We start from the raw sequence: 16,775 nt of genomic DNA, 5'->3' as shown, positions 1-16,775 counted from the left end.
GCCAGTTTCGCGATGGCCCGTCAACATCGGTGATGAGCGGTTCTGGGAGGCGCTGCTCGCACATCCAGAATCCGACGCAGCTTTTTTGCCACGCCTGAGGGGGGGGGTCCATGGCCTTCACACTGAATGTCAACGGCATCGACATGGAGGTCGATGCCGCGCCCGAGACTCCGTTGCTCTGGGCTTTGCGCGACCATCTTGGCCTGACCGGTACGAAGTTCGGCTGCGGCATCGCGCAATGCGGCGCCTGTACCGTGCATGTGGACGGGGTGGCGGCGCGTTCCTGCCAGTTCCCGCTTGAGGCGGCGGCTGGTAGCCGGATCACAACGATCGAAGGGCTGGATCCGCAGGGGGAGCACGTGCTCCAGAAGGTGTGGACCGAGATGAACGTCCCGCAGTGCGGCTACTGCCAGTCGGGGATGCTGATGGCGGTCGCCTCGCTCCTCAAGGACATTCCCGAACCGACCGATGCCGACATCGATCTCTATGTCGACAACCTGTGCCGCTGCGGAACCTATCCCCGCGTCCGCGCCGCCATCCATGTGGCGGCCGAGCGCATGAAAGCCTGAGGGGGAGCCCATGAACGATCATCCGACACTTTCCCGCCGCAGTTTCCTTACCGCGATGCTGGGTGCGGGCGGCGCTCTGGTCATCGGGTTCAACTGCCCGGCGTCCGCCGCGACCGTGGGGGTCGAGCCCTGGGACAGCTTCGGCGAAGGCGTGGAGTTCACGCCGTGGTTGCGCATCGATCCCACCGGGCGCGTCACGGTCTATGCGACCCACCCCGACATCGGCAACGGGCTGCTGACGCAGGCCTGTTCCTACGTGCGGGAAGAGCTTGCCTGCCGCTGGGAGGATATCCGCATCGAATATGCCGCGCCGGAGCGTAACGAAGCGCTTGGCGGGGTTTATTCTGCCGTGGGGGGCGCGCTCGCCTATTTCTCCGGCCGGTCGACCTCCGCGCCGCGGCGCACGGCCTACATGACCGCCGCCGCCGGTGCGCGGGAACGGTTGAAGGCGGCGGCGGCCTCCGCATGGGGAGTGCTCCCGGCAGAGGTCACGGTGGCCGAGGGCGTTCTGTCGCATCCCTCCGGCAAATCCGCGCCGTTCACCGAGTTCCTGGCCGCGGCTGCGGCGGTCACCCTGGAGGCGGAACCGGCACCGAAACCGCGCGAGGCCTGGACATTCCTTACCAAGGTCGATCCCGCCAAGATCCAGATCCCCGACATCGTCACGGGCAAGACCATCTATGGCATGGATATCCGCCTGCCCGGAATGGTCTATGCCGCCCTGCGCCAGTCACCCGTGATGGGCGGCCGGCTTGTCAGCTACGATTTCGAAGCGATCCGGAACATGCCCGGCGTTCGCGCGGTAGTCGAGGTCAAGCCGACCGAGCCCGGCGAGCCTGACCGGATCAAGCCGGCCTTCCCCCTCGGGCCATCGGCCGTGCCTGCCGCGGTGGCGGTGATTGCCGACCACTACTGGCAGGCGCGCACCGCGCTCGATGCGCTGCCCGTGGTCTGGGATGACGGCCCCGGTGCGAAATGGACGAACACGGAGATGATGGACGCCGCCGCCATGCAGGCGGTGCGCAAACCCGGCGAAAACGTCGAACTTTCGGTCGGCGATGTGGAGGCAGAATTCGCCAAGGGCGGCAGGATCATTGAAGCCGAGTACCTTACGCCCTACTGCGATCAGGTGCAGATGGAGCCGCTGAACTGCACCGCCAAGGTCACGGCGGACAGCGCCGAGGTCTGGGCGCCCTCACAGCATACCCAGCAGGTCTATGTCGTTGCCGTGCAGGAAACCGGCCTGCGCCCGGATCAGGTGAAGGTGCATCAGACCTTCGTGGGCGGCGGCTTCGGGCGCCGGATCTACGGCGACGATTCCCGTCTCGCGGTCGCGGTGGCCAAGGGCTATCCGGGAGTGCCCGTGCATGTGATGTGGAGCCGTGAGGAATCCCTCCGGCAGGGCCGTTACCGTCCGCTGATGGGGGCCTACATGAAAGCCCGGCTGGGCGATGATGGGCTGCCTTCTGCGTTGCTTGCGCGGGTGTCCGGCGGTCCCGGCGTCTATGTGCGCGGGCTTCCCGACACCGCCCTGCCGCTCGTGCTGCCGAATGTGCAGGTGGAAAGCACGGTGGTGCGGGATTTCCATATCAAGACAGGCCCCCTGCGCGGGCCGGGCTACAACTCCAACGTCTTCTTCGTCGAGAGTTTCCTGGACGAAATGGCGCGTGCGGCGGGAGAGGACCCGCTGGATTACCGCATCCGCGTCTATTCCAAGTGGGAGGACGAAGGCTGGGTGAAGATCCTCAACGTGCTGAAGGAGAAATCCGGTTGGGGCAGACCGCTTCCTGCCGGGCAGGCCCGCGGGGTTGCCATCGGCAACTGGGGCATGGGGGGCAAGCCGCATCACGGCACCACCCTTGGGTCGGTCGTCCATGCAGAGGTCTCGCCCGAGGGCAAGCTGAAGGTCCATCGGATAGACGTGGCCTTCGATACCGGCCGGGTGATGAACCGGGATGCCGTGCGGGTGCAGCTGGAAGGCGGCACGATATTCGGACTGAACCTTGCCATGAATGAAAAGCTCAATATCGAGCATGGCCGCGTCGTCGAAGGGAACTATGACGAATATCCGGTGATCCGTCTGGGTGACACGCCAGAGATCAATATCCATTTCGAGGCGCTCACCGATTTCGACCGCTATGACGAGATCGGCGAGCCGCCGGTGGGTCCTGTGGGTCCGGCATTGGCCGCAGCGATCTTCGAGATCACCGGCAAGCGGCTTCGAAGCCAACCCTTCCGCGAGCATGACCTCAGCAAGGGCGGCGGCGCCTGACACGCGGCCTCAAGGGACAGGGACGGATCGTGAAGAAATTTGGCCTGATCGTCGGGATCCTCGTGGTCCTGGTTGCGGCTGTGTTGTGGTATGGCATGCGCCTGCCCTCCAGCCCCTTCGACGGCACCACCGCAAGTGCCCCCGTTCCGCTGGAGGAAGGGGAATATGCCGCGCGGCTTGCCGATTGCGTGGCCTGCCACACGGTGGAGGGCGGCAAGCCCTTTGCCGGCGGGCTCGAAATGGGAACGCCTCTCGGCGCCATCCACGCGACCAACATCACCCCCGATCCGGTTCACGGGATCGGCCGCTACACGCTTGCCGATTTCGACCGTGCGGTGCGGCGGGGCGTGGCGCCGGACGGCCGGCGGCTTTACCCGGCGATGCCCTATCCGTCCTATGCCAAGCTGTCGGATGCGGATGTGAAGGCGCTCTACGACTACTTCATGCACCATGTCACACCCGTGGCGGAGCCGAACCCGCCCTCCGGGATCGAATGGCCGTATTCCATCCGCTGGCCGCTCGAATACTGGAACCTCGCCTTCTATAGGTCCGGCAGCTACGCGCCCGACCCGTCGAAGGACGCGCTGTGGAACCGGGGGGCCTATCTCGTGCAGGGGCCGGGGCATTGCGGCTCGTGCCACACGCCCCGCGGCCTTGCCATGAACGAGCAGGGGATGGACGAAGGCTCGTCCGCCTTCCTGACCGGAGCGCTGCTTGACGGCTGGTATGCGCCGCCGCTGCGGGGGTCCGGGGGCAACGGCATCGGCCGCTGGACGGAAGAGGAACTGGCGTCCTTCCTCAAGAACGGCCGGAACAGGCATGGCGTGGTCTTCGGCTCCATGATGGAGGCGTTCAACAACTCCACCGCCTTCATGACGGATGAGGATCTTGCCGCCATCGCGCATTATCTGAAGTCGCTGCCGCGCGCGGCGGAACCGGAATGGCGCTACGACGATGCCACCGCCGCCACCTTCGCCGGGGGTATGGGGGACACGCCGCCGGGTGCGCGGACCTTCCTGCAGAAGTGCAGCCATTGCCATGGACGGGACGGGCTGGCGCGGGGCGAGTTCGTGCCGCCGCTTGCCGGATCGTCCTCTCTGCTAGCGCCCTCGCCAGCCTCGGTGATCAACATCATTCTCAATGGCGCCGGGCGGGTGGTGGCCAATGGCGTGCCCGACAGCTACCGGATGCCGCCCTATCGCGTGACGCTGACGGACCGGGAGGTTGCGGAGCTTGCCACCTTCGTGCGCGGTGCCTGGGGCAATACCGGCGGGCCGGTCACGGCGGCTGAGGTGGCCGATCTGCGTGACCGCACCGATCCGTCGAGCGATCGCGTGATCCTGCTTCAGATGCGCTGAGGGCCGCGATGGCCCCGCCGCTTCGGGCGACAACCATCCAGCGCTGCCCGATCCGTGGCAAGCGGCGCTGGACTGAGAACGCGGCACGGTCATTGCGGTCCTGGCGGACACGCGTGGTCCAACGTGTCGCAATCCGGGCGCTGCCATGGCCATCGCGTGCGCGGGATGTTTTTCCGGGGCAATAACGTCGGGCTGGGCGGAGGCCGATCTGGTCCCGCGCGCGGACAAAGTACGCAGCTCCCGCGGAAGGAAGAGCCTGCGTTCGGGGCATGGCTTGCCGTTCTTCCTGCCTTGCGCTGGCGTGATCGAGGCCATGCTGTTCCTGTTCCGCGACCGGCCCGCGCGTCCCCGTCTTTGCGCACGCGTGGCGGAGCGGTGCCCGGGGTCGCCGCTGATCGTGCCGGAGGGCCACTTTGCGCGATACCGGCCCCCGCCGCAGGGTTTCGCCATCGCTTCGCCCGGACCCGCGCTTGGTTGTCTTTCGCCCGGACCCGAGGCGAAGGTCTTCTCCGATCTCGTGCGCGCCATGAGTTAAGGCGGACAGCTCGCCCCGCGCCAGCCTCGCCAGCGCGGCAGAGGGCCCGACACATCGCCCGCGCCGGCTCTCGGACATCTCAGGGGATCGACAGCCGGACCGCCGCCGTCCCCCTTTACCACGACCATGATTACGAACCGGAGATCATGCACGATCTCCCGGACTTCCGCCTTCTATATCGATGCGCGGAACAACGCAGGCGGCGCTGCCGGGATGTCTGCGGGAGTTGCAGGTGGCACTTGCCCGCCTGCGGGGCCGATGGGGTTCACCCGCGCTTCCCGGGCGCTCGCGCTTTCGATGATGTCAGAGATCGTGGGCAGTGCGGGCTGAGGAGCCTCCCGCTGCACGGGTCTTTCGTGCTGTTCCGGCTTACCGCACCAGGTAGTCGGCGACACCATAGTCGTTGGCGATCCGGTCAACCGTTCCATCGGCCACCATCTGCGCCAACACGTCGTCCATGCGGCGGCGCAGCGTCGTGTCTCCCTTCCAGAAACCGAAGGCGAGCCCCTCGGGCGCCGGTCCTCCGGGAAGCGGCGTGGCCGCGAGACCGGTGCCGTCGAGAAGGAAACCGGCGGTGAGCGCGTCGGTGATCACGATGCTCGCGGTTCCCTCCTTCAGCACCCTGGGAAGGGCCGCGGCGGATTGAAGCGGCACCACGCGCACCCCTTCACCACGCAAATAGGTGCCAAGGCCCACCCGATCCATCGCGACGGATCCCGGCGTGAACGCGACCGTGGCCGGTGGCCATGTCTCTCCCGGCGGGGCCAGCCAGACCCAGCCGCTGCGCAGATAGGGTGCCCCCATCTCCATCAGGCTCCGGCTCCGGTCGTTGTCGCGCAGCCCTCCCACGATCAACCGGCAGGTCGCGCGGCTGATCCGCCAGTTGGCCGGATTGAACTCCCGCGTCATGGCGGCATTGGTCGTGACCGATACGCGCCATCCCGACCGGCGCGCGGCCTCATCGACCAACGCAATCTCGAAGCCCGGCCGGGCCGGGCCCCGCGCGACCAGCGGTTGGAGATCGGGCGGCGCGCAGACGGTCAGCCGGCCGGCGGCGTCGATCTCCTCGACCGCCGTGTCGGGGGGCAGCAGGTTGACAGCAGCCAGCACCGCAACCGCAAGCGCGAGCGGCACAGCCGCGGCGAGGGAGGCGCGCAGCGGGCGGGCCATCAGATCCTGCGGAACTCAAGCATCGCCAGCAGGAACAGCCCCACCGCCATCGCGCCCGTGATCTGCCAGCCCAGGGCGGGCGGGAACTGGTTGAACCCGATCAGGATCCCCCGCATCGCATCCACGGCATAAGTGATCGGATTCGCCTCCACCAACGCGACCAGCCAGCGCGGATAGACAACGAGTGTCTGGGCGCGCGACAGCGCCGGATCCAGCGGAAAGACGGAGGACGAGGTGAAATAAAGCGGCAGGATCAGCGCATTGGAGAAGACGCCGAAGCCTTCGAACCCCCTTACATGATTGGCGATCACGATGCCGAGCGAGGTCATCCCGAACGCCAGCAGGAACATGAGGGCGACGGCCTGTCCTATGTCGATCCAGGTTATCTGCACATTGGCGAAACGCGCCACCGCCAGAACCAGAATCCCATGCACCACCGCCGTCGTCGCTCCGCCAAGCACCTTTCCCAGCAGGACGAAGTTGCGCGGGAGAGGAGAGACCAGAACCTCGCGCAGGAAGCCGAACTCCCGGTCCCAGATCAGTGAGACCGCCGACTGGATTGAGGTGTACAGGATGTTCAGCACGATCACGGCGGGAAAGATGAACTGCAGGTAGGTGAAGGGCACAACGAAGCGCACGTCACCCATCACGTCGCCGCGGAAATAGGGATTCAGCCCCACCCCCAGGATCAGCACCCACAGAAGCGGGCGCGATACGCCGCCCACCAGTTGCCCCTTGTCCTTGAGGGAGCGCTTCACTTCGCGCCACCAGATCGCCTGGACGCCGCAGGCGATGCCCCACATGTCCCTGAGTCTGCCGGGCGGCGCCGGGCGGTGGTGCATGCGCGTCTCTGCCCTGTCGTCCCTCATCCGCGTCCTCCTCGTGCTGCGGGTGTGCCTCTGCCCTGCGGAGGCCGGTCTTCGCGCAGACCCCGCCCGGTGAGGTTGAGAAACACGCTCTCAAGGCTCGGCGGTTCAAGCGTTGCAAGCCCGATGCGCCCCCTCAGGGCGGCAAGCGCGGCCTCCGCCTCGGGCAGGGAGGCGAAGCGGACCAGCATCGCCCCGTCCGGCGCGGCGATGGCGGATGGATGCGCCGCAAGAATGGCGGCCCTTCCGCCCGTCCCTTCGGGTTGCAGGCGCAGAAGCGTGGTGCCATGCGCGGCCTTCAGTACGGCCGGCGCGCCGTTGACGAGTATCTTCCCCCGGTCGATCACGCAGACCCGGTCGGCGTCCCCCACCTCATCAATGTAATGGGTAGTGACGACGACGGTGAGGCCGGTCCGTGCGCGCAACTCCGACAGGTGATGCCAGATGTTGGCGCGCGACTGGGGGTCGAGGCCCACGGTCGGTTCGTCCATGAACAGGATTTCCGGATCGTGCAGCAGGCCGCGCGCAATCTCGAGCCGTCGCTTCATGCCGGCCGAGAGGGAGCGCACCGGCGCGTTGCGCCAGTCCGACAGCTGCACGAGGTCCAGCATTTCATCGATCCTTGCCCGGCGCTCTGAACGCGGCATCGCATGCACCCGGGCATGGAAGTCGAGGTTGTCAAAGACGGATAGCCGGGTGTCCAGCGTCGAGTTCTGGAAGATCACGCCGATGCGGCGGCGCACGGAGCGCGGGTCGCGCGCGACGTCGATCCCCGCGACCCGCGCCTGTCCCGAAAGCGGCCGGCGGATAGTGCAGAGAATGTCGATCAGCGTGGATTTGCCCGCGCCGTTCGGGCCGATCAACCCGAACAGGCTGCCGGCCGCCACGGTCAGGCTGACCGCGTCGAGCGCCAATGTCCGGCCGTAACGCTGCGATACCGCCTCCACCGCGATGGCGGGCCCAGTGGAGGAGATTTCGGGCCGGCTCACGCGACAATCCCCGTCGCAGGAAGCCGCTTGAGGCAGATGTCCGTCAGCTGGTCCTCGGCCGCGAGCGGCAGGAAAAGATGCCTGCCGTCCGACAGCGCAGCGGCCAGCGCATCCTGATGGCGGCCCAGTGCGCTGCGATAGCGGTTCAGCATGTCCTCGTCGACCGTTACGTCCCGCTCCCGGCCGGTTTCGGCATCCACCAACCGGAGGACACCATAGCCGAGAGACGCCGGATCCCGTTCCTGGGCAGAGAGGATCTGAAGCGCCGCGACCATCGCCGGGGCTTGAGCGAGCGCATCCAATGCGGCCACGGCATCGGGCTCCCAGAAGTCCGACAGGACGAACACCACCGCACCGGCATCCCCGCCGTTGTCCCGGCCGCCGTTGTCCCGACCGATGTTGGACAGGGCAGTGGCCAGCGGCGCAGGAACCGGGTCCATGGCGCGGTCCTGCGGCGGGACGCGACGCTCTGCGAAGTCGAACATCTCCGGCGCGCGGTTCCTTCCCTGCCAGACGGGCGAGCGGCGGACGGAGCCATCCGCCTCCAGCACGACGAGCCGCAGGCGATCCTGTCCCGCCAGGGCGAGAAATCCCAGCGCGCGGGCAACGCCGCTGGCCAGCGCCGCCTTTGCCCCGTCGTCCACTGTCATCGACAGCGTGAGGTCCAGCACCACCGTCACGCTGAGTTGGCGCCGCTGCATGTACTCACGCGTGAACGGTTCCCCACGGGCCAGGCTGCGCGGATCGATGTGGCGCAGATCGTCGCCGGGCCGGTAGCCGCGGAAATCCGCGAATTCGAGCCCGGCGCCCCGCGCGCGAGACGCCTGGTCTCCGATCCCGGCGCCGGCCCGCGCACCGGGCGGCATCAGGCGCATCGTGGACAGTCTGTCCATCAGTGCGGGCGTGGGCATCGCTGTCCCTCCAGACATCACAGCGCCCCCAGATGCTTGTCGAATAGCCGGAGCAGGAACTTCCTGATCGCGGTTGGTTCGGCCCGCGCCTCGAACCGCGGTTGCAGCCGGTGGAGGAGGGTGGGCAGCAGCACGGCGCGCAGATCGGCCACGGCCACGTGGTTGCGCCCGGCGATGAAGGCATGGGCCTTGGCGGCAAGCAGCAGCGCCTGTGCTCCCCGCGGGCTGATGCCGTAGCGCAGCAGCCGCGCGGCCTCCGGATCCGCATCGGGTCCCCCCGGATGGGTCGCCGCCGCCAGCCGCGCCACGGCGAGCGGCAGCACCGAGACAACCGGCATCTCGCGCACCATGTGACGGAGCGCGAGGATTTGGGCAGGGCTGAGCGCGGGGCGTATCGGGGGGAGCGCACGGCCCGTGGTGGTGATGAGGATTTCGCTCAGGACCTCGGGGCTCGGATAATCCACGTCGATGCGGAGCATGAAACGGTCGATCTGCGCCTCGGGCAGGGCATAGGTGCCTTCCATCTCGATCGGGTTCTGGGTGGCGAGAACGGTGAACGGTTGCGGCAGCGGCTCGGTCTGCCCATCATGCGAGATCGCGCCGTCCTGCATCGCTTCCAGAAGCGCCGACTGGGTACGTGGCGTGGCGCGGTTGATCTCATCTGCCAGCAGGAGCTGGGTGAAGATCGGGCCACGCCGGTATTCCACCCGCGGCCGGCCGGCCCCGTCGTCCACCAGAGTCATGCCGCCGGTGATATCCGCGGGCATCAGGTCCGGCGTGAACTGGATGCGCGCGAAGCTCAGCCCGGTGGCGGCGTGAAGGCTTTGGACCAGCAGGGTCTTGCCGGTGCCGGGCGGCCCTTCAAGCAGAACGTGTCCGCCGCAGATCGTACCGATCAGCACGAGGAGGATCGCCTGATCCTGACCCCGCACGGCTTTGGCAAGCTCCGTTCGCGTGGCGGAAAGCGCGGCGCGGAGCACTTCGGGATCGGTATTCGACGGGGCATGTGCGGTCACGGCGCGATTCCTTCTGGACGGGTAGTAGCGTCGGTTGGGGTGGCGGACGTCCTGCGGCGCGGAGGGCGCATGTACAGGATCAGCGCCGCGATGAAGGCGGCGAGCGCAAGCGCCACCCAGGGCGTGGAAAGGCCGGGAACCAGCCGGAGCCCCCAGCCGCCGGGTGCGGCACCGGCGCCGCCTGTTGTGCGCAGAGGCAGCACCGCGCGGGGTCGATCCCACGCCGGGCGGGAGAGGTATAGCGCGGCCTCCGCCACCTCCTCTGCCTCGGGACGGCCGGCGGTCTGTGGCCCGGGTGCGGCGGGCAGGGCGACCCGCGCGCCAAGCCGCCCGGTGCCCTCCGGCACGTAATCGACCCGATAGATGCCTGCCGCCACCTCCGGCATGTGGAGGAAGACAGGTGCATGTCCCTCCGGATCCATGCGCACCAATGGGGCAAGCCCTTCGCGCGGAGCACCTTCGGCGTCCAGCGCCTCCAGCGTGATCCGCACGCGGTCTCCGCTGTCCTCAAGCGTCAGCCAAGGCCCCGTCGCGGGCCGCGGGGGTCGGATCTGGCGCAGGACATGCGGCCAGAACGCCGAGAAATCCGGATCGTCCTGCCAATTGCGTGTCCACGGGCCCGTCGCGTCGGTCGCGAGGGCCAGCACCTGCCCGTTTCCCTGCCGCCAGGTGGCGAGCAACGGGGTTTCCTCGCCGTCGGAGGTTGAGGTGGTCAGCGCGACCCGGGCTTCCGGCTTTGCCGTGGTCAGCACGACGCCGCCGATGGCGGGCAGCCGGCGGGGCAGCGCGCGCAGGAGCGGATCGGAGGGGTCTGCCGGACGCGGCTGCCCCGGACCTTCGCGCACGGGGGAAGACAGCAGCATCGCCTCTTGCGACAGGATGGAGGGGAGGGCGGCGAAGTCGTCCGACGCATGCAGGCTGCCGCCGCCCGCGGCCGCGATCTCGCGCACGGCCTTGGCATCCGCGCCGGTGCCGATCGCCACGGCCGAGATGATGATCCCCTCCGCCCGCATCGCTGCGGCGGCGGCTTCGAAATCGCCGGGCTGGCTCAGCCCGTCCGTCATGACGATCATGTGGCGGGCCTGCGCGTCCGATCCGTGCAACATCTCCCATCCCGCCGCAAGACCCGGCGCAATGGCGGTACCGCCGCCCGTATCCACGCTGGCCAGCGCATCGCGGACCGTCGCTGTATCGCCGGCGCGCGTCAGCGGCAGAACGACATGCGCCTCGGAGTCGAAGACAACGACGCCGACTCGGCTTTCCGGATTCAGCAGGCCGATCGCCTCCAGCGTTGCCTGCCGGGCCATCTCCAGCCGGGTGCCTCCGGCCACGGTCTGGTTCATGCTTCCCGAACGGTCCAGCACGAAGACCATGGTCACCTCCGGCGCCTCACGCGGGACGCGGGCCGAAAGGGGGGAAAGCGTCTCGAACGCGGTGGCGAAGTAGCCGCCGGGGCCGAAGCTGTTCGCCCCGCCCAACATGACGAGGCCCAGCCCGTGGCGCGTCACGGCAGCTTCGATCAGGCCGGCCTCCCGGCTCGTGACGGCGCGGGCGGGCAGGTTCACGAGCACGATGGCGTCATAGTCCAGCCAGCCCCGCAGATAATCGGGGGCTGCGGCGGGGTCCATGACGGGCAACTCCGGCCCTGCGTCCGCAGGAAGGTCCGGTGTGGCCGCACCTGCGATCCGGGCCAGAGCCGCGCCATGCTCTGCATCCGGCGCGAGGATGGCGATCGGCCTGCCCGCCCGCGCCGTGACAATCGCGGCGAACCTGCTCGAATGGCCTCCCTCCATACCAAGCACGACCCCGAAGCGCGTCTCGCCCCGTTCAAGCGGCGGAAGCTCCGTCTCGATCCGGTTCATGCCGGGCAGCAGCACCACCTCCTCCACGGCAAGCTCCGTGCCGTTCGACAGGAAGGCGATGCTGGTGGGCACCTGCATGTCCGAGCGGACCAGCGTCGTCAGAACGAGCCGGTCGCCGATCACGGCAGTCGCAGGCAGCATCAAGGCCGTGATGACCGGACCGGGAGGCGGAGGTCCCGCCGCGGGGGCGGTGGCAAGATGGACGTGGCGGGGCAGGGGAACGGGCCTGCCGTCCGACACAACGGCGGTTGCGGGGCGGATGTCGGCCACCTGATGCGGCGGAACCAGCGCGGCGGCAAGCGCGATGGCCGCCATCGGATGCGTGATCGCAGGGGCCGGCGGCTCTCCGGCCGCGTTTTCGGGATCGGCGATCCGGGGGCGGGGCCCGGTGGCAACGCTCATCTCCTGATCGTGCGCGCGGCCTCCTTCCGGCAGCAGATGCACGATGGCCGAACGGGCGAACGGCAACGGAACGGCGAGCCCGATGAGGCCCGCACCCACAAGAAACGGAGCGATGAAGCCGGGCATCGCGCGTCTGCCGCTCCGACCAAGACGGAGCGCCGCTTCGACGAACAGAAGCACCGCCGCAGCAACCAGAAACCATTGTATCGGAGGGGAATTGCGCGACGCGTCGGCAAGGAGCGGCAGCGTCGTCTCAGCCGCCTGACCGTAGCGATCGGGGGCCGGGTTCACCGCCAGAAGCCCGCCGTCCGGTGTGCGGAACAATCCGGCGTGCGCCGGCGGGAACATTGCGGTAGCCGCCGTGAAACCTCGACCATGGCCGAGCGGTTCAAACTTCCCTGCGCCTGCCGCACAGGGCAGGCCGACGGTGCAGGTTCCGCGTGCGGCCCCGGTCAGGCCAAGCCAGTCGGTCATCGCACCTGCAAGGACCGGGAGGTCCGTCCCGCTGCCCCAGTCGACATTTCTGGGATCGAAACGCATGACGATACGGGGCAGGGGCTCCTCATTCACCACGGCCAGAAGCGGGTGCCCCTCTGCCGACACAAGGACATCCGCGCCGACGGGCAATGGCCGGGTGGAGACCTGTCCGAAACGCCGCGCGACCCAATCCACCCCCCGGATCAGCGGGTGTCCGGGGTCCCAGCCATCGGCGTCAGCAACCGGGACAGACGGCGCTTCATCCGTGCCGATGCCCGCCGCGCCGATCCAGAGCGTCGGCGCGGCCGAAGGCTCCGCGATGGCCATTCCGTCCACGATCACCAACGCATATCCAGTGGTATCGGGCGGCAACGCCTCGGCACGGTAAAGCGCCAAGCCCTCCTGCGCCGCCATGGCGCGCAGCAGCGGCTGGTCTGGCGCATCGGCCGGAGCGAGGTAGAGCACCCTGCGATCCGGCATCGGGACGGTGAGGAAGCGCGCCTCCGCACCGGGCCACTCCACCGTTCCCTCCGCCGTGGCGGTCACGGTGACAAGGCCGGGATCCATCAGACCGAGGGTCTCGTCGATCCGGGCGATGCCATCGTCCGGCCTGAGGCTCAGGCGTTTCCATGGAAGCGGTGGCCGCCGACCGATGTCCTCCTGAGGCGTGAAACCGATGTCCACCGTCACCCTTGCCACCGGACCGGCACCACGAAGGATGCCCCTCAGACGCCACCCCTCCGGGTCCGCCGGGCCAAGCCGCAGGTCGAGCGCGGGTGCCGGGACATCTGCCGCAATGCGCAGCAGGCGGAACTCCGGCATGTCGCTGCCCTCGAGCCGCGGGAGGGCGGCGGGAGGAAAGGCGGTCACGATCACGCCCGCGACCGTCTCACCGGGAAGCAGCGTTTGCCGGATCAGCTCCGCAACCCCGGACCAGTCCGGGGGCCCGTCGCTCACGGTGGCGGTGTCGATCAGGGGGGACAGTCCTTCGGGTTCAAAGCCGTGGCGGGCCGCCAGCAGACGGGGCGACGGGCCGGCGAGGATCAGCGACACCCTTTGCGGCGCGGCGTCCCGGCGAGCCGCAATGTCATGGGCCAACGCGGCGCGCGCGCGGTCGAACAGCGTGCCGTCACCGTCGGCGATCGCCATTGGCCCCGAGGCGTCCAGCACCATGACCAGATGCGCGGGCGGCGCCGGTCCGAACCGCAGGACACCAAGCGCAAGCATCAGCGCGGCCAGCGTCGCCAGCTGGAGCAGCAGAGGGGTGGAAAGCTTCGGCCATGTCCATCGGCGCCGGGCCGGTCCGGGCCGCTCGGGCAGGGTAAGCCATATCTGCAGGCTGGGGACCACCCGTCGTTCGGGGCGGATGGCGTGCAACCAGACGATCAGAGCCGCCAGACCCAGGAACACGAGGATCATGGACGATTTTCCCGGTGGCCGGGGTGGGTACGCTCCGGCGTACCCTCGGGGCAAGAATGCGGAGCGTTCCTCCTCATGGCCCGCTCCGCTCGAAATACCGGCCGACGGCGGCGCGACTGTCTGCGGACAGGGGCGCGCGCTCCACCGTTTGGTGCGAGCCCGGACCCGCGCCTTGTCCTGCGGTGACCTGCGATGCCGTGGCCGAACCACCCGCGGGCGGCGGCAGGGTGATCCTGATGCGACGCCCCCTGTCCTGTGCCGCCTCGGGCAGCGGCATCGCCGTGTCGCCCTCCGCCGCGCGCTCTGACAGCGCCTCACCGTCGAGGCTGCGGCTGCCCGCGCCTGCCTGATCCGCTGGTCCCCGGCCGGAGTCCAGCGCAGCGCCGACTGTTTCGCGCCCCGCCGCCTGCAATGCGGCGGGATCGATTCTTTGCGGCGGGATGCTTGATCCTGCGGGCGCTTCCCCGCCGCGGGATGCGGCATTCTGCGGGCCGCTGGCCCCCGTGTCCGGACCGAGTTCTTCGGCGGCGCGAAGCGCGGCCTGCGCACGCCGCGCACGATCCAGCTCATTGAAGTCTACGGCGAAGGTGTCTTCTCCCTCAGGCTTTGCATTCGGCGTCTGAGCGCCCATCCCGCCCCTGCCGGGCAGGTTTGCGCCCGCTCCGGGGGGAGCGAGCCATGCGGGAGGGGACGCCCCGAAGGCGGCACGGGCCTGATCGGTCAGCGCACCGAGCTCCTCGTTGAGCAACCGGTCGTCGGCTTCGGGAGGGGCCTCGGCGACCCGTTCGGCCATGGCACGTCCGATAGCCGCCAGCATTGGATTTTGCCTCAGCTCCGCTTCGCGCAACAGCCGTTCCACAAGGTCACGGGCACGGGTTCTGGTCTCTTCGGCCGGCGGCGGCTCCGGGAGAAGCGCCGTAACCCCGGGTGCGGGGAGGGTGATGTGAAGCGCAAGGGCAACAGCGACGGCCAGCAGACATGCAGCGAGGGCAACCGACATAGGGCGCGCCCACAGCGGCAGGAACTGCCGCAGGTCAAGTTCCGCCGCCTCACGGCGCAGGTCGGACAGCAGAAGCGGCGCGACACGGCCCTGGGCGGGCCGCCGCGCGGCCTCCACCGCGGTGGCATAGGCAAGGCCGAGCCCGGCGCGCCGGTCGATCACAAGCGCAAGCGCCCCGTCGCCCGTCGGCCGCCGCCGGTGCTCCGCGAGCGCCACGACCGCGGCAGTCAGCACCGCACCACCGAGGGAAAGCCGCCAGATCGGCACCGGATGCTCAAGCGACAGGCGTCCCAGTTGCCGCGCCCGTTCGGCGCCCTCGGCCCCGACCCAGACCAGCGATCCGGTGACCAGCGCGGCCAGCGCCACGGTCAGCGCCGCCCGGGCGCGCAGCCGCCGGCGCCCCTGCGCCAGCGGTATCAGCAAGGGATCGGGCGCGGAACTCACCGCCAGACCCAGATCTTGAGGCCAAGCGCGAAAAGCAGCGTTACCGCCGACAGGAGGGCACCGGTCCCCCACAGGCCGGCGGGAAGGCGTTCCCGCACGACATGCGCCGCCGTGAGCGACAGGACGGGCAACAGGTTGAAAAGCGCGAACCGGTCCGACAGCCGCCCGAAGGTGTAAGTCCAGCTGTTCATCGTCTGGAGGAAGTCTGGCGGTGTCACGGCGACCAACATCCCGCGTGCCGCCATCACCCCCCGCCCGACGATCCAGGTTCCGGCCAGCGCGATAAGCACCACGGCCACGCCCCCGAATATGCCGCCGCGCAGATCTCGTGTGCGGATGTCCATCGGCCTGATCCAGCCCAGTTGCGCGAAAACGAACCCTAGCAGCGCAAAGATGTCCACATGTACCAGCGGACTGACCGTCAGGCGCCCGTCGTATTCGGGGCCGGGATCGCCCAGGATCCGTGCCGCCAGAGCAAGGAAAAAGCCATGCAACCCGGCAATGACCAGCCCCGCGCTTCCATCCAGAAGGAGGCGGACGACATTCAGCTCTCCCACAAGCCCGGTCATGAGGCCCCCGCAAGCACGATCCCGTGGCGGGCGGCAAGATCGGCCAGCGTCCCGTCGGCCTCCAGCGCGGTAATGGCCTGGTCGATCTGCGCGCCAAGGAAGACATCAGGCGCGCGCACGGCCGCACCGACCTGAACCGGGGGGATGGGGAATGGCGTCCCGCCCATGACGCGCAGCCCGGCCCCGGCCGGATCGCCGTGCGATGCGGCCATCAGTGCCCCTTCCCAGATCAGTGCCGCATCAATCCTGTGGTCGACAAGGGCGTTGGCCAGCGAACGGTTATCGCGAAAGATCACCCGCTCGGGCGCAGCGCCTTTCGACAGGGTATCGGTGTAGCTGCTCAGCGCGGCGTCGGCCGGGGTCAGAGCCTGCACCCCCACGCGGGCTCCGGGCGCAAGCGCGGTGAATTCCGCGATGCCCGGCTGCATGGTCACGCCGACCACGGCCGCGGTCAGATAGGGGCGCGAAAGGCGGAGCCACTCCGGCGACTGCGGCGAGAGATACATGCCCATGATGACATCGCACCGCTCGGCCATGAGGATGAAGACCTGCTCATAGGTCAGGCCGAACAGGTAGTCGTAGCCCGTGGGGCGGATCGGGAAGTTCTGCGGCGCCACCGTATGGACGCGCACCTCGGTCAGCAGCACCTGTCCGATGGCATCGGCGAGATCGGCCTCGAACGCGGCCAGGGCACCGATAGGGCGGAGGCAGAAGGCGATGCGGTTGCCTTCGTTGCGGGGCCGCTCCCGATACAGGTCCGAGGGAACGGGATCCTGTGCCGCCGCGGGTATCACGGCAAGGAACAGGCAGGCCAGCACCGCGACCAGCAGCGTCAGGCGCCCGGCAGGGCGCAGCTTTCGCGGCAAAGGCCCGCAAGGCGGAGGCAGGATGGGGTATGGGGTCATTCTACTGGCCA

13 protein-coding genes and 1 pseudogene are annotated in these 16,775 nt (G+C 68.7%); 5 read left to right on the top strand and 9 right to left on the bottom strand.

Features of this window, described 5'->3' with window-relative positions; genetic code table 11:
* Positions 1-110: 110 nt before the first annotated feature.
* The 5 genes and pseudogenes from RT513_RS08605 (at position 111) to RT513_RS08590 (ending at position 4,734) form a co-directional block, all read left to right on the top strand.
* Entirely contained in the window at positions 111-569 is a 459-nt protein-coding gene (locus RT513_RS08605) for a (2Fe-2S)-binding protein (protein ID WP_290686625.1), read from the top strand.
* 10 nt (positions 570-579) lie between these two features.
* Positions 580-2,841 carry a xanthine dehydrogenase family protein molybdopterin-binding subunit gene (locus tag RT513_RS08600; protein ID WP_290686627.1) on the top strand — a complete coding sequence of 754 codons (2,262 nt, stop codon included), beginning with the start codon at positions 580-582 and terminating at the stop codon, positions 2,839-2,841.
* Positions 2,842-2,870: 29 nt separating this feature from the next.
* The gene (locus RT513_RS08595; protein ID WP_290686629.1) at positions 2,871-4,199 is read left to right on the top strand and encodes a cytochrome c; all 1,329 of its coding nucleotides are present in this window, start codon (positions 2,871-2,873) and stop codon (positions 4,197-4,199) included.
* Positions 4,200-4,290: 91 nt separating this feature from the next.
* Positions 4,291-4,437 (top strand): annotated as a pseudogene (locus tag RT513_RS20825) (XdhC family protein); the annotation flags it as partial.
* Between the two features lie 36 nt (positions 4,438-4,473).
* The gene (locus RT513_RS08590; RefSeq protein ID WP_290686631.1) at positions 4,474-4,734 is read left to right on the top strand and encodes a hypothetical protein; all 261 of its coding nucleotides are present in this window, start codon (positions 4,474-4,476) and stop codon (positions 4,732-4,734) included.
* A 369-nt stretch (positions 4,735-5,103) separates the two neighbouring features.
* Here the strand turns inward: RT513_RS08590 and RT513_RS08585 are convergent, their stop codons facing one another.
* The 9 genes from RT513_RS08585 to RT513_RS08545 all read right to left on the bottom strand — a co-directional run bounded on the left by RT513_RS08585 (position 5,104) and on the right by RT513_RS08545 (position 16,764).
* Positions 5,104-5,904 carry a substrate-binding periplasmic protein gene (locus RT513_RS08585; protein WP_290686633.1) on the bottom strand — a complete coding sequence of 267 codons (801 nt, stop codon included), beginning with the start codon at positions 5,902-5,904 and terminating at the stop codon, positions 5,104-5,106.
* Positions 5,904-6,773 carry an ABC transporter permease gene (locus RT513_RS08580; RefSeq protein WP_290686635.1) on the bottom strand — a complete coding sequence of 290 codons (870 nt, stop codon included), beginning with the start codon at positions 6,771-6,773 and terminating at the stop codon, positions 5,904-5,906. Before RT513_RS08580 ends, RT513_RS08585 begins: the two co-directional genes overlap by 1 nt.
* A complete protein-coding gene (locus tag RT513_RS08575) occupies positions 6,770-7,759 on the bottom strand; it encodes an ABC transporter ATP-binding protein (RefSeq protein ID WP_290686637.1) in 990 nt (329 codons plus the stop codon). The genes RT513_RS08580 and RT513_RS08575 overlap by 4 nt, the downstream gene beginning before the upstream one ends.
* Positions 7,756-8,670: a DUF58 domain-containing protein gene (locus tag RT513_RS08570; RefSeq protein ID WP_290686639.1), complete on the bottom strand. Its 915-nt coding sequence runs from the start codon at positions 8,668-8,670 to the stop codon at positions 7,756-7,758. The genes RT513_RS08575 and RT513_RS08570 overlap by 4 nt, the downstream gene beginning before the upstream one ends.
* A gap of 17 nt (positions 8,671-8,687) precedes the next feature.
* On the bottom strand, positions 8,688-9,686 hold the full coding sequence (locus RT513_RS08565; protein ID WP_290686641.1) for a MoxR family ATPase: 999 nt from the start codon (positions 9,684-9,686) through the stop codon (positions 8,688-8,690).
* Complete coding sequence (locus RT513_RS08560; RefSeq protein ID WP_290686643.1) at positions 9,683-13,846, bottom strand: vWA domain-containing protein; 4,164 nt, start codon at positions 13,844-13,846, stop codon at positions 9,683-9,685. The genes RT513_RS08565 and RT513_RS08560 overlap by 4 nt, the downstream gene beginning before the upstream one ends.
* Before the next feature lie 73 nt (positions 13,847-13,919).
* Positions 13,920-15,290, bottom strand: coding sequence for a hypothetical protein (locus RT513_RS08555; RefSeq protein ID WP_290686645.1), 1,371 nt, complete (start codon positions 15,288-15,290; stop codon positions 13,920-13,922).
* Positions 15,287-15,859: a hypothetical protein gene (locus RT513_RS08550; RefSeq protein ID WP_290686651.1), complete on the bottom strand. Its 573-nt coding sequence runs from the start codon at positions 15,857-15,859 to the stop codon at positions 15,287-15,289. The genes RT513_RS08555 and RT513_RS08550 overlap by 4 nt, the downstream gene beginning before the upstream one ends.
* A complete protein-coding gene (locus RT513_RS08545; RefSeq protein WP_290686654.1) occupies positions 15,856-16,764 on the bottom strand; it encodes an ABC transporter substrate-binding protein in 909 nt (302 codons plus the stop codon). The genes RT513_RS08550 and RT513_RS08545 overlap by 4 nt, the downstream gene beginning before the upstream one ends.
* Between the last annotated feature and the right edge of the window lie 11 nt (positions 16,765-16,775).

The sequence above is a fragment of the Haematobacter sp. genome (assembly GCF_032102465.1).
GTDB lineage: Bacteria > Pseudomonadota > Alphaproteobacteria > Rhodobacterales > Rhodobacteraceae > Haematobacter.
Note: the sequence above shows the minus strand (reverse complement) of the source record. Positions and strands in the feature narration are given on the sequence as shown.

Excerpts from the sequence above, each read along its gene's own strand:
- RT513_RS08560 (WP_290686643.1), bottom strand. The coding sequence starts at position 13,846 with ATGATCCTCGTGTTCCTGGGTCTGGCGGCTCTGATCGTCTGGTTGCAC.
- RT513_RS08545 (WP_290686654.1), bottom strand. The coding sequence starts at position 16,764 with ATGACCCCATACCCCATCCTGCCTCCGCCTTGCGGGCCTTTGCCGCGA.
- RT513_RS08605 (WP_290686625.1), top strand. The coding sequence starts at position 111 with ATGGCCTTCACACTGAATGTCAACGGCATCGACATGGAGGTCGATGCC.
- RT513_RS08580 (WP_290686635.1), bottom strand. The coding sequence starts at position 6,773 with ATGAGGGACGACAGGGCAGAGACGCGCATGCACCACCGCCCGGCGCCG.
- RT513_RS08585 (WP_290686633.1), bottom strand. The coding sequence starts at position 5,904 with ATGGCCCGCCCGCTGCGCGCCTCCCTCGCCGCGGCTGTGCCGCTCGCG.
- RT513_RS08570 (WP_290686639.1), bottom strand. The coding sequence starts at position 8,670 with ATGCCCACGCCCGCACTGATGGACAGACTGTCCACGATGCGCCTGATG.
- RT513_RS08550 (WP_290686651.1), bottom strand. The coding sequence starts at position 15,859 with ATGACCGGGCTTGTGGGAGAGCTGAATGTCGTCCGCCTCCTTCTGGAT.
- RT513_RS08600 (WP_290686627.1), top strand. The coding sequence starts at position 580 with ATGAACGATCATCCGACACTTTCCCGCCGCAGTTTCCTTACCGCGATG.